This is a genomic window from Nitrosospira sp. Nsp1 (assembly GCF_900100985.1).
Lineage (GTDB): Bacteria > Pseudomonadota > Gammaproteobacteria > Burkholderiales > Nitrosomonadaceae > Nitrosospira.
Map to the genome: position 1 here is coordinate 17,801 of NZ_FMUF01000033.1, position 13,513 is coordinate 31,313.

The 13,513-nt window shown below is 54.5% G+C and carries 10 protein-coding genes; 4 read left to right on the forward strand and 6 right to left on the reverse strand.

What is annotated here, in order from left to right:
- Positions 1-107 precede the first annotated feature (107 nt).
- On the reverse strand, positions 108-2,216 hold the full coding sequence (gene recG, locus BLP78_RS14525) for an ATP-dependent DNA helicase RecG (RefSeq protein ID WP_090460389.1): 2,109 nt from the start codon (positions 2,214-2,216) through the stop codon (positions 108-110).
- Entirely contained in the window at positions 2,213-2,602 is a 390-nt protein-coding gene (locus BLP78_RS14530) for a RidA family protein (protein ID WP_090460391.1), read from the reverse strand. Before BLP78_RS14530 ends, recG begins: the two co-directional genes overlap by 4 nt.
- A 343-nt stretch (positions 2,603-2,945) precedes the next feature.
- Between BLP78_RS14530 and murA the strand changes: the two genes are divergently transcribed.
- Positions 2,946-4,196 (forward strand): UDP-N-acetylglucosamine 1-carboxyvinyltransferase, encoded by a 1,251-nt coding sequence (gene murA, locus BLP78_RS14535; RefSeq protein ID WP_090460393.1) that lies wholly within the window; start codon positions 2,946-2,948, stop codon positions 4,194-4,196.
- Positions 4,197-4,273: 77 nt separating this feature from the next.
- On the opposite strand, the gene BLP78_RS14540 is transcribed toward murA, so the two are convergent.
- Positions 4,274-5,230: a formylglycine-generating enzyme family protein gene (locus BLP78_RS14540; RefSeq protein ID WP_176752883.1), complete on the reverse strand. Its 957-nt coding sequence runs from the start codon at positions 5,228-5,230 to the stop codon at positions 4,274-4,276.
- A gap of 248 nt (positions 5,231-5,478) precedes the next feature.
- Between BLP78_RS14540 and BLP78_RS14545 the strand changes: the two genes are divergently transcribed.
- Both BLP78_RS14545 and BLP78_RS14550 read left to right on the forward strand, forming a co-directional pair.
- Positions 5,479-6,702, forward strand: a complete 1,224-nt coding sequence (locus tag BLP78_RS14545; RefSeq protein WP_090460396.1) for an FAD-dependent oxidoreductase — start codon at positions 5,479-5,481, stop codon at positions 6,700-6,702.
- A gap of 218 nt (positions 6,703-6,920) precedes the next feature.
- The gene (locus tag BLP78_RS14550) at positions 6,921-7,250 is read left to right on the forward strand and encodes a hypothetical protein (protein ID WP_143002978.1); all 330 of its coding nucleotides are present in this window, start codon (positions 6,921-6,923) and stop codon (positions 7,248-7,250) included.
- 163 nt (positions 7,251-7,413) lie between these two features.
- Here the strand turns inward: BLP78_RS14550 and ettA are convergent, their stop codons facing one another.
- A complete protein-coding gene (ettA, locus tag BLP78_RS14555) occupies positions 7,414-9,078 on the reverse strand; it encodes an energy-dependent translational throttle protein EttA (protein WP_090460400.1) in 1,665 nt (554 codons plus the stop codon).
- Positions 9,079-9,422: 344 nt separating this feature from the next.
- Between ettA and BLP78_RS14560 the strand changes: the two genes are divergently transcribed.
- On the forward strand, positions 9,423-10,145 hold the full coding sequence (locus tag BLP78_RS14560) for a hypothetical protein (RefSeq protein WP_090460402.1): 723 nt from the start codon (positions 9,423-9,425) through the stop codon (positions 10,143-10,145).
- Here the strand turns inward: BLP78_RS14560 and BLP78_RS14565 are convergent.
- Complete coding sequence (locus BLP78_RS14565) at positions 10,124-12,727, reverse strand: tyrosinase family protein (RefSeq protein WP_176752884.1); 2,604 nt, start codon at positions 12,725-12,727, stop codon at positions 10,124-10,126. The two genes, BLP78_RS14560 and BLP78_RS14565, sit on opposite strands and share 22 nt — an antisense overlap.
- Before the next feature lie 43 nt (positions 12,728-12,770).
- Positions 12,771-13,010: a hypothetical protein gene (locus BLP78_RS15685; protein WP_176752885.1), complete on the reverse strand. Its 240-nt coding sequence runs from the start codon at positions 13,008-13,010 to the stop codon at positions 12,771-12,773.
- Positions 13,011-13,513: the final 503 nt, after the last annotated feature.

A 13,513-nucleotide genomic window follows, 5' to 3' on the forward strand; every position in this document is an offset into this window, starting at 1 on the left:
GGCAAAACTGTCTCGCAACCTGCCTCGCCATCATCTCGTGTCCTAATGGATTATCTGGGTTTAATTCATGAAGCAGCTTGAATCACAAACGTCGATGCCGGTGCTTTTTATACCCGCAGGTATTCAATTTTTCTTCCCATCCAACGCTGAAGATGGTGTTTCGCAGCTTCCGGATAGTCACGCAATAATTCCTCGGCGGCGGTGCGAGCCGCATCGAGTAAATCCGTGTCCTGTTCCGGATCGGCAAAGCGCAGCATGGGTACACCGCTCTGGCGGGCACCGAGAAACTCGCCCGGACCGCGAAGGCGCAAATCCTGACGCGCGATTTCGAAACCGTCGGTTTGCTCGAAAATAATTTTGAGTCGCTCCCGGGCCGTCGCGGATAAAGGCTTCTGATACAGCAATATGCATATCCCTCCTTCTGCTCCCCGTCCCACGCGACCTCTTAATTGATGCAATTGTGCCAGGCCCATGCGTTCGGCGTGCTCGATCACCATTAGCGAGGCATTCGGCACATCCACTCCTACTTCGATAACAGTGGTGGCGATCAGTAGATGTATCTCACCTTGCGCGAATGATTCCATCACTGCTGACTTTTCCTGGGAGGGGAGTCGTCCATGCACCAGGCCGATTTTCAATTCCGGGAAAGTCAGGCGCAACGTTTCGTAAGTCTCAAGGGCTGTCTTGAGTTGCAAAGCCTCAGATTCTTCAATCAACGGACAAACCCAATAGGCCTGTTTTCCCGCACGGCAGGCTTCCTGAATACGGGCGGTGACTTCATGGCGCCGCGTATCCGCGACCAGTTTAGTCAGGACCCGGGTTCTGCCGGGCGGCAGCCCGTCAATCAACGACACATCAAGGTCGGCATAATAGCTCATCGAGAGGGTGCGCGGAATGGGCGTGGCACTCATCATCAACTGATGCGGCCTGGCGCCGCTTTTCGTGCCCTTTTCTCGTAATGCCAGCCGTTGGTGAACGCCAAACCGATGCTGTTCATCAATGATCACAAGGCCCAGCCTGTCGAATTCGACCTGCTCCTGGAATAGTGCGTGGGTGCCGATGGCAAGCATGGCTTTACCTTCGGCGATATTGGCCAGCATGATTTCCCGCTGTTTTCTTTTCTGATTGCCGGATAACCGGGCAATCGTCATGTCCAGATGAGCCAGGAGCGGGGCAAGCCAGGCGGAAAGCTTCTGATAATGCTGTTCAGCAAGGATCTCGGTCGGGACCATCAGTGCGGCCTGATAATTATTTTCGATGGCTTGTAACATGGCCAATGCCGCCACGACGGTTTTGCCGCTGCCTACATCTCCTTGCAACAGACGTTGCATCGGATGGGCCACAGCCAGATCGCGGCTGATTTCAGAAAAAGCCTTTTTCTGCCCGCTGGTGAGTTCAAACGGCAGCGATGCCAGCAGTGCTTCAGTCAACTTGTTTCTGGCGGACAGAACGGGCGCGCTGCCGTTGCGGCGCTGCCGATAATGCAAGCGCATGGACAATTGCTGAGCCAGCAGTTCATCGAACTTGATCCGGCGCCAGGCGGGATGGGTGCGTTCCTGCAATAGAGCGACCGGTGCGTCCGGCGGAGGTTGGTGCAGGAATAAGACGCTGTCCTTGAAACCCTGGAGCTGATAATGCGTTAACACCGCATCAGGCAGCGTTTCCGAAAGATAGTCCCATTGACTGCCTGCATCCCGGGCCTGCTGAAGTACTCGACGGATCAGCTTGCGTATCGTTTCCGAAGAAAGTCCGGCAGTGGTGGGATAAACCGGCGTCAACGCATCGGCCAGCGGTTCCTGTTCCCCCACGAGCCGGCATTTTGGATGGACCATTTCAACGCCAAAAAAACCTGCCCGGGCTTCTCCAAGCAATCGCACTCGCGTGCCGGTGGAGTAGGCTTTCGCCAGACTACCGTAGAAATTGAGGAAACGCATGAACAACGTGCCGCTGCCGTCTTCTATCTGACAAACGAGTTGCCGGCGGGGGCGATACATGATTTCGCTGCGGATAATGACGCCCTCGACCTGTACTGTCTTGTTGGCAGGCACATCATTGATGGGATATAGATGTGTTTCGTCTTCATAGCGCAGCGGCAAGTGCAGCACCAGATCCAACTCATCGACAATACCCAGCCTGACGAGTTTTTCCTGCACCGTCTTGCTGCCCAGATGAGAAGGGGCATGAGGCGTGGGAGTACATTCCGTGTTGCCCTTCACCCCGGCAATACCAACACCGCGTCCATTTCCACCAGCGCGCCACGCGGCAGCGCCGCTACACCGACTGCAGCGCGTGCTGGATAGGGTGCATCAAAGTAGCTGGCCATGATCTCGTTTACTTTTTGAAAATTGGCAAGGTCTATCAGATACACATTCAATTTGACGATGTCGCTGAGGACGCCGCCACTCGCCGCTGCCACGGCTTTCAAGTTTAAAAATACCCGATGGATTTGCTCCTCGACTCCATTTACCATCTGCATGGAAATCGGGTCCAGGCCGATCTGGCCCGAAACATAAACCGTATCTCCGCCGCTTACACGTATCGCTTGGGAATAGGTGCCGATTGCCTGGGGCGCATCAGTAGTTTGTATCGTCTTTTTTTTCATGTATTCTCCTCGGGTTGTTAATGTGTCTTCGCTCCAAAGGTCTGCAAATTTGGAACTATGAAGGTTGGCTTTGCGATATGATGACGGGAATTTCCGCACATTTCAACCATAAAATCCCAAGCTCGATACTCATCATTGCCACAAAAAAATAGAATGCACTTATAGGCTTATCATCAGCCTCAAGGTGTGGACATAAAATTCATATGGCATATGATCAACCATTCGACGGAACGGGAATTTCACACGCGTCCATATTGCCGCGATATCGGGCTTGAGAAACTTATTATCGCTAATCCGATAATAAGTAGCGCATGTATTGCTCACAACTTATAAGTAACGGCCTATGCAAAAACTGATCATACAGGGCGGCGAGCCTCTTTTCGGAGAAGTCCGCATTTCGGGTGCAAAAAATGCTGCCTTGCCAATTCTATGCGCTTCTTTGCTTACGGGTGAAACCCTCACGATAGAGAACGTTCCGCATCTGAACGACGTAACGACCATGCTGAGTCTTCTTGAGCAGATGGGCATCGGCGTCGCAGCGAACGACGACAGGACAGAACTGACTGCCGCGCAACTTTCTCATCTGGTTGCGCCTTATGAGATGGTGAAAACCATGCGGGCCGCAATTCTGGTGCTGGGCCCGATGCTGGCGCGCGCAGGTGCGGCAAGCGTGTCGCTGCCGGGCGGTTGTGCTATCGGCCTGCGGCCTGTTGACCAGCATATCAAAGGGTTGCAGGCGATGGGTGCGGAGATCGATATCGAACATGGCTACATTCATGCAAAGGCCAAGCGCCTCAACGGTGCGCACATCGTCATGGATATCGTCACCGTCACCGGCACCGAAAACCTGATGATGGCGGCAACCCTGGCCGATGGGACGACCATACTCGAAAACGCAGCGCGAGAGCCGGAAGTAACGGATCTGGCCAATTGTCTTATCGCAATGGGTGCGAAAATTCATGGCGTGGGCACCGATATCATCACGATCGAGGGCGTGGAGGCCTTGCATGGCGCAACTTATCGCGTCATGGCCGATCGCATCGAGACAGGTACGTTCCTGGTCGCCGCTGCTGCCAGCGGCGGCGAGATACACCTCAGGCAAACCCGCTCCGACACGCTCGATGCGGTGCTCGACAAGCTGATGGAGGCAGGTGCGGCGATTGAATCCGGAGAAGACTGGATATATTTGAAAATGAATAATCCATTAAAGTCGGTAAATCTGCGAACCGCACCTTATCCGGCGTTTCCTACCGATATGCAGGCACAATTCATGGTGCTGAACAGCGTCGCCACGGGTACTGCAATCATTACCGAAACCATATTCGAAAATCGCTTCATGCACGTGCAGGAATTAAAACGCATGAATGCCGATATCAAGGTCGAGGGCAACACTGCGGTAGTATGTGGCGTGGCCGGTCTCGATGGCGCCAACGTCATGGCCACTGACCTTCGCGCCTCCGCCAGCCTGGTGCTGGCGGGACTGATCGCCAGGGGTGAAACCATCATTGATCGCATCTATCACCTCGATCGCGGCTATGAGCGCATCGAGGACAAGCTATCCCGGTTGGGCGCGAAAATCAGGCGAGCAAACTAGCGGTCCAGTTATTCTATTGGCCGAAAAAGCGGCGAAATATGAACCGGCCAGACGCTTTTGCAAGCCTGCTGCGCACTTCAGGGCAATGTCATGGCAAGACGAAAACCCAGATAGCGCATGCGTTTGTTCGTATCGAACCAGTTGCGGGTGATAGCCCGCATGTCCTGGGGCCGGTGATTCCACGAGCCGCCAAAAAACATACGCTTTGCGCAATTGCCTTGCCAGCAGGTATCCGTCCATTGCCAGACATTTCCCATCATGTCGTATATCCCGAAAGCATTGGGCTTGAAACTGCCCACCGGCGCGGTTCTTCTGTTGTCCCACTCGCTTCCGCAGCCATCACAGTTGGCATTATTACGTCCGACATCGTTGCCCCAGTAATAGTCGCTGGTTGAGCCCGCCTGGGCGGCGATTTCCCATTCGTCTTTAGTCGGCAGACGGTAGGTTTTCCCGGTTTTTCCCGATATCCATTGTATATAAGCTTGTGCATCGTCCCAGCTTACATTGATCACGGGCCTGCTGCCGCGTCCCCAACCATTGTCCGGGGGTTGATATCCCCCGCAGCTCCCTGCCGCCACGCAAGCGTCCCATTCCTTGAAAGTAACGGTATATTTCCCGATCGCAAATTTATTGCCCGGAATGGGTATCATTTCAGGGCACTCGGAACAAGCTCCGCCGTCTTCGTTCTGACGTCCGGCTGAACTGGATAAAGCTAACGTTTGTACCGTTTGCTGCTGTTTGCCTGCCTCATGCTGGGAGGTTAATCGTATGCCACTCGTTGTTGCCACTCGTACTACTTTTTGAGCCATACTGCCGTCTATCCGGCGTTCACCTTCAAATGCCTCGCCATTATCGCCACGGGTTTTTTCCTGTATTTCCGCAATTTGCATGCGTTTATCGTTGAATTCGCCGGTAGTTATTCCACTCACGGCGTTATCTTTATAATCGGGCTGGGCACTGGATGCGAATGCACCCGCTTCGATAGATGCTGTAAAGACCAAGGCGAGCAGGACAGTAGACAAAACTGATTTCATGAATTCCATTTGAACGCGGATGGGGGGATTTTTTCGATTCATGTGTGGGTACCGGGAGCATAGCTGCCCGGGTGCATGGCACATAACCACTATCATGAGTGCTGCCAGCCTATATGGTAGCTGATGCCAGCCGGATATGGGGAAAAATAGACTTGCAGAAGGGGGCCCAATTCCCATTAAAGCGATCATTTGTTAAATCCCTGATTCAAGCGTAGTCTTTTCTATTCCTTTAATTGCCCCGGATAAAAATGGATACGGTAGCGGTTCGCTGTTGCATCGCGGGTGGGGGTCCGGCTGGCATAATGATGGGGCTGCTATTGGCTCGCGCGGGTGTTGAGGTGCTGGTTCTGGAAAAGCATGCGGATTTTCTGCGGGACTTTCGAGGAGATACCATCCATCCATCCACATTGGAAGCCATGCATGAGCTTGGATTTCTCGAAGCGCTACTGGATCTGCCGCATCAAAAAGCACATCGGGTCAATGGGCAATTTGGCGCGCTTGCATTGACAGTGGCTGACTTCGGTTATTTGCAAGCCCGATGTCCCTTTATCGTTTTTATGCCGCAGTGGGATTTCCTGAGTTTTCTTGCCGAACGGGCAGCCCGATATCCGACGTTCAGCTTGCGAATGAACACTGAAGTGACTGGGCTCATCGAAGAGGAGGGACGTATCGTCGGGTTGCAGGCGGTGACACCGGAGGGTCCGCTGGACGTGCATGCGAGCCTTGTGGTCGGAGCGGATGGCCGGCATTCCATTGTGCGTGCGCGTGCCGGACTGAGGGGCATCGAGTATGGCGCACCTATGGATGTATTATGGTTTCGGCTGTCTCGGTGCGCCGGGGATCCGGAAGACCCTGTCGGACGTTTCGATGCGGGCAGGGTCTTTGTCATGCTGAACCGGGACGCCTACTGGCAATGCGGTTTCGTGATCCCGAAAGGTTCCTATGCGCAGGTTCGCGAGCGAGGGTTGCCGTCATTACGCGACACGATTGCGGAGCTGGCACCGTTTGTAGCTGATCGTGTCGGTGAACTGCAAGACTGGGAAGCGGTCAAGCTACTCACTGTTCAGGTCGATCGGCTGCGTCAGTGGTATTGCCCGGGCCTTCTCTGCCTTGGTGACGCGGCACATGCCATGTCACCAATCGGCGGTGTCGGAATCAATCTGGCAATTCAGGATGCAATTGCCGCATCGAATGCACTGGCCGCGCCGTTACGGGAGGATAGACCCACTATTGCGGCGCTGCGGCGGATTCAACAGCGTCGCGCTTGGCCGACGCGCATGACGCAGCGATTACAGCTCTTTCTCCAGAAACAGGTCATTGGCCGTGTATTACGTGGCGATGATTCTCTTTCGCCCCCAATTTTTTTCCGTCTACTTGCGCGCTTTCCCTTGCTGCAATGGATTCCTGCCCGATTAATCGGTATCGGGTTTCGTCCGGAGCATGTCGAGACGCCTGACATATGGCCTCGCTGAGCCGGATCGATCGCTAATTTGCTCATGGCATGTCAGTTGGCACGTCAATGGTATTTTCCCGGAAACTGAAAAGCAACATCTCTGCCGGTCGATTAAACTATCACACTGGTTTTTTTGATAGCCGACTGATAGTTGGTGCGCTAACGCACCGAACCCTCCGAAAAATTCACATAAATTTAAAGCGCAGCAATATTGCTGAGTTGATAAAGGATGCAGCCATGAAATTTTCTATAAAATTGAGAGCTAAGTTATTGGCGCTGGCGGGTGCGCTGGTTTTCGGCGTGGCCGGTACCGGGATAGTTCATGCGGCTGAGGGTGATTACGACATGCCGGATTCGATAGCGCCCGGTGATTCCGGGGCCGTGAGGGACACGGGTTCCCCGAACCAGGACGAAAGCATAAAGGAGAAATGGAGTAAAAAAGATCGGGCTGCGACCAAGACCACCCCCAAACATGACAACTCAAGATACAGCACTGACGGAACGGAAAGGTATGACGACGATGAAGGAGACAGCGGCACAGGCCCCAAGCTTCCAGGCCGCTATTAACGATGGTGGTGAGGGCTGACATCGGATCAGGCTGCTGCTGGCAGAGTCACGCTGACCGGGGAACCCCTCTCCTCCATTTAGAGTCCGTGGGGTGCTAATCGGCCCGAGCGGAGGAGCAGGTGCGATGCAGAAGCCGACCTGAGGCCAACGCCACCTGCCGATATTACCGGTTAATCGGTTTATACCTGATCCGTTTAGGTTTTGCGCCTTCTTCACCAAGACGCTTCCGCTTGTCAGCTTCGTATTCCTGATAATTGCCACTGAAGAACGTGACCTGTGAATTACCCTCGAACGACAGGATGTGAGTCGCAATACGGTCGAGAAACCAGCGGTCGTGCGAGATGACTAGCACACATCCGGCAAACTCCAGCAATGCATCTTCCAATGCCCGCAACGTTTCCACGTCCAGATCATTGGAAGGCTCATCCAGTAACAGGACGTTGCCACCCGAGATGAGCGTTTTTGCCAAATGAAGCCTGCCACGCTCGCCGCCTGAAAGATTGCCGACGTTCTTCTGCTGGTCCGCCCCCTTGAAGTTGAAGCGCCCCAGATAGGCGCGAGCAGGCGTTTCATACCTGCCGACAGTGAGGATATCATGGCCATCTGAAATGGTATCGAATACGGTTTTTCCGCTTTCGAGAGCGTCACGCGATTGATCCACATGCGCGATCTTGACGGTTGTGCCAATCGTCAATTCTCCGGAGTCCGGCTGCTCCTTTCCTGTGATCATGCGAAACAGGGTGGATTTTCCCGCCCCGTTGGGTCCGATGATCCCGACAATAGCTCCCGGTGGCACTTTGAAGCTCAGGTTGTCGATCAGTAGCCTGTCTCCATACGCTTTGGATACACCCTTCAACTCGATGACTTCATTACCGAGCCTGTCCGCGACAGGAATGAATATCTCCTGCGTTTCATTGCGCTTCTGGTATTCCTGCGAGTTGAGTTCATCGAAGCGGGCAATACGGGCCTTGGATTTGGACTGCCGTCCTTTGGGATTTTGCCTGACCCACTCAAGTTCTTTTTTCAGCGCTTTCTGGCGAGCGGACTCGGTCGATTCCTCCTGCTTCAGGCGATTTTCTTTCTGTTCCAACCACGAGCTGTAGTTGCCCTTCCAGGGGATGCCATGGCCACGGTCCAGTTCCAGTATCCACTCCGCGGCATTGTCGAGGAAGTAGCGGTCATGCGTGACTGCCACGACAGTGCCGGGGAACCGGGTAAGAAACTGCTCCAGCCATTCCACTGATTCCGCATCCAGATGGTTGGTGGGCTCGTCCAATAGCAGCATGTCGGGCTTGGATAGTAAAAGTTTGCACAAGGCTACCCTGCGTTTCTCGCCACCCGAAAGATTTCCGATAATGGCATCCCATTCCGGCAGGCGTAGCGCATCGGCGGCGATTTCCATCTGTTGACTTCCGTCTCCGCCGCTGACGGCCAGGATAGCCTCCAGCCGGACTTGTTCGGATGCCAATGCATCGAAGTCCGCGTCCGGCTCGGCATAAGCCGCATAGACCTCTTCCAGCTTCTGCTGCGCACCGAACACTTCGCCCAGCCCCTCTTGTACTGCGTCGCGCACAGTCTGCACGGGGTTGAGTTGCGGTTCCTGCGGAAGATAGCCGATATTGAGGTTGGGCATCGCCGTCACCTCGCCTTCGATGTCCTTGTCCAGGCCTGCCATGATTTTCAGTACGGTTGATTTACCGGAACCGTTCAGGCCAAGCAACCCTATCTTTGCGCCGGGAAAGAAACTGATGGAAATATCCTTGAGAATCGTGCGGCGGGGCGGGACAACTTTGCCGACGCGGTTCATGGTTAATACGTATTGAGCCATAAATAGATGCCGGGATAATTAAGATCATCCAAGTTTAACGCATTGCGGCAGATTATAAAGATCAAAAGGAGGAGCAATATCGGATGCCATTTTTCAACATCATTTTAGGAGCTAATTTTAACTAGACTTTGTTAGAACGCCCTTGGCACCACTACAGGGGGCACATCAGGACGGGGCAGGAGTGGGTGAGGGGCAGAATAGGGAAATACAAAGAAAAATCAGGACAGGGACAGGATTGGAAGCTTTGAGATTTCAGAATCGGCAGACAACTGCAGCTAGTAAAAAGCTATCAATCGTGAGCTAATTGAGCGTTTCGAGAAGAATATCCACTAAAGGAAACGCCAATGGAACTTAAAGACTATTTGCCATTAATCGGTGTTGGTGTTGGTTGGCTCCTCAGTGAAGGAAGCGCATTTGGCAAACGTGCAATTGAGCGTAAGCGAACAATCGGTAAGGCGATTTCCATTCTCTATTTCCTATGCTTTGAAATGATCCAGCTTAAGATGGTGCAGGAGAAATTCAAGAGTGCATCAAGCGATATCAAAGAATGGGAGCGTCTCAGACAGCACTCCTTCGTTAAATACACAGTTCAAGATCCGGAGTTCTTCAAGGAGTTCGTGGCGATCACAGACGCTGTGGGCGAATACTATCCCATTGAGGCCTACAACTTGCGAGAGATCGTAAGCAAGTACGAGTTTGTAAAGTCGAAGCGACTCGATAGGTTCATTGATAGTCCGGCCTTGTATATCGAAAGACTGTCCTCCTACGAAACTGCGTTCCTCGCATATCAATATCAGCTTGAACAAATACTTCGGTTTCTTGCGTTTCGACAGAGCAAGGTTACGTGGATTCGCATTCGCCTTCACTTCTGGCGAATGCGGAAAAAGGTCCCCAAGGGGGATATTGTGTTCTTCCAGCAAGTAAATGGACGCAAGGAACGCAAGAGCCAGCAGGCGCCAGACGATACAGCATGTATGTCACCCGACCAGAGCATGCGCACATCTCTTGCGGCCGCGCAACAGGTTTTTCAGCAGCCTGCTAGCCTTCAGCAAGGCTTCCCTGGCTGACACCGACAGATTTTCGCAAAGCAGCGTCGCAGTTGCTCCAGATCAATGCCGATCGATTTGAGATATTCTGCGAAGCGATCCGTCATCACTTCCTTGCCAGTGAGGCAGGCCAACAGCTTGCACAGGATTTCGTCTCCGTCGCCCGGCGGCGGAAATGGCGGCGGATCGTGCGGCGGTTCGCGGCCGATAACCACGGAGAGCAGATGATCGCGCGTGAAGCTGTGTCCGCGCGTGGCGCGACCTTCAGCGCGAACGAGGAAGCGATAAACGCCAATCTGCGAAGCGATGGTCGACGCCTCGAATTCGCCGACGCCCGTTTCAAGCAGCGACAGATTTGCGATTGTGTGATCCGGTCGGATCATCGTCGCCGTGACTTTCGGATGCGTCTCGATCGGCTGACCATATTCGGAAATCGTCGCTCTCAGATTCAGCGTTGCGCCCGGTGTCGGCAAGCTCTGGCTGACGCTCGCGCGCAGCCGCAGATTTGAACGACAATGGACCAGCGCATGATAAGGAATACCGGGTATTTTTCCGACCGCTGCCAATGAAGACGTCGCTTTGAAGCTGCGGATTTGGATGATGCTCACGAAGAGCAGCAGCTTCCATTCGCCCTCCCAATATTCGACGCCGTTCACCACGACCGGCAGCGTTACACGGAAATTCGCCGAGGTCGCGCCTGTGCGCAGCGACCCGGGCGGCAAGTCGGCCGGGCTGATCAATGTGCCGTCCGGCGCCTCCAGCGCCATGGCGATAACCCCCGTCGCTCGACTCAGCGCCACTGCGTCGAAGGCGATGTCGGAGCGCACGATCGAGAAAGGCACACGCTCAACGGTGCCCGGCAAAATGACGCCGTCGGGGTCGCGCACAATGTCGCGATTGGTCACGCCGGCGAGAATCTGGATGAGAAATTTGTCGAGCAGAAATTCGTCATCCTGCGCGATGGCGCCAGTGACCAGCATGTAGCCACCGGTATTGTCGGCGACCGCGCGCAGAACGTCGTTCTGCACATTCGCAGCGTCCGCGACGCCCACCGCATAGACGCGCTCGTTGATCAGCGGCGCAACGTCGCGGATAAAGGGCGGACGATTTTCGAAGCCGTCCGTAAACACCACGGTCGCGCGAACGTCGAAATCGCCGCTGATCGGCGACGCGCTGTAGAGGTCCGCCGCCGCCTGCAGCCCGGCGCCGATCGACGTATGGGGGGTAGTATCCGCAGGGCCATGCGCGTCGATCTGGCTGCGCGCATTGTTGCGAGCGGTTGAATTGAGCGGGCCGACGACTTCGAGATCCGTCAGCTTTTCTGCCGTGTCGGCGAACGACACCATCGCAAGCCCGTTGTCGTCGTAGAGCTGATCGACGAATGTCCGCGCGGCAAACTGGAGTGCCTCGAGACGCTTCCGATTGTTGCCGGCGTCGTAGAGCATGCTGCCGGATTCATCGAGCACAAAGGCGACGGCGACCTTGGGCCGCGCGACCGAATTGGCGACAATAGGAATATCGTCCCAGCGCTGGATTTCGGCGCCGAATTCGTCGCGCGCGACAATGCTTATCGAGCCGACGTCCGTACTGCCCGGCGCCCTGCCCGTATACATGAGCCAGATCCGCAACTGGTCAGTGTGCAGCGGCCCTTCCGGATAGATGTAGGGACCCGGCGCGAATAGCGTAAACGGCGCCGTAGGCCCGCTCGTGACATGGAACGTTACCGAATCGCAGCTATGCACTTCGAAGAGCGCTGCGCGTTTGGTAGTATCGCCCTCCGGCACGTCGTTGAACACGACAGTCGGCGTTTCGAGCGAAATGGCGGTCGGATCGCCAGAGATTATTGGCGGAAGGCCCTGGGCCAGAACGCCCGCTTCTAGCGCGTCGTCACGCACATAGGAATAGCCCAGCGCGTTATGATCGAGCATTGATGCTGGCGTCGCCCCGCCGATCATCGGATCGGTGAGAGCGACAAACGCCGCATTGACCTCCGTGCAACCGGCGCCCTGATCCAGCGTGTATTGCGTAGCTCCGGCATGATTGAGCTGCCAGATCGCCCAGAGGCGATCGACATTGCAGTGGTGCAGATAGAACAGCGGATCGAGCGGCGAATTGCCGCCAGCCATCGTGCCGCCCGTCCAGTTGTGGGCGCCAAAGTGCGTGCCGCATTCCATCCTGCGGAAGGCGAAGAAAGTCGTCGACTGAAGTTCCGTGATGACCTGATTCAGGCTCGGCAGCGTCCCGCCCGGCGAGGCGGAGCGATTGTAATTCCATTGATCGAACCGACCGCCGCTGTTGTTGCGGCCACCGAAAAACGACTTCCACGGCTCGACGTCAATATCGCGCGAGTCGGCGCGGGTCCAATCCCAGAACGGCAGGGTCACGCGCGCATCGAAGCGGCGCATTTCCTTTTCGACCTCATTCAGCATGTAGCGATGCCACGGCAGAAAAGCCGGGCCCCAATGGATACCGTTATTGAAGTTCAAGCCGTGCTCGGTTGCGTGGTGCTCGATGACGCCGCGGCTATACAGATCGTTGAATGCAGCGGCCAGACGATCACGTTCATCAGCGGTCAAATCCACAAAGTTTTTTCGGCAATACATAGTTGTCTCCCGCAATGCGAAGCAAAAAATACCCCGATATAAGTTACTTGTTTGATGAAGCGTAATGTTCAAAATACGCTTTGACCGCGTCTTGCAAGCTTGGATAGGGCTTGCGAAACACGTCATCGAACAGGAGATATCCGCTCTCTACCGCAAAAAACTTGCGGCGTTCGCCGTCTATCCAGAGTTCCTGATGGTCCGTTAATTTCCGAATCTCGACGGCGTGGCCATGGATGTCGTGCCGCTCGACTTGCGGGTCGACGGGTTTCTTCGTTGACGCCATAAATTTTCCTCCAAAATGTTAAAAACAAGAGGGATTAGGATATGGTTGCATACCTATTTATAGCTCAAAAATGGGGTAGTGGTACGTCTTTATGTGCAAAAGCTTTTTAAGTAAGCGAGGTCATGGTATGAGGTTGATTGACGAGATCACCTTTAACCTCGGGAGGACATAAGGGGTCTGCTCACGAAACGGAAAAAATCGCACGCTAGTGCGCCGGGAGACCGGCAAGGAGTAAAGGGTGAGAGTCCCATATAGTGAAGATATAGCGAGCTTAGGAACGATCTCCTCGCGATGACGGCGCTGGAGGCGCATGCGCGCGGTTATGCCTTCGAGAAATTCTTGAGTGATCTGTTTGACGCCTACGGTCTGGCCCCGAGAACCCTTCCGCTTGAAAGGCGAGCAGATCGACGGGGGTGTAAATAATTTTGTGTAATCGGTCATTAGACAGGAGACTGTCATCCATAAGGAAGAACGATGACCAAACGCAAAATAGTAGAGCCCGA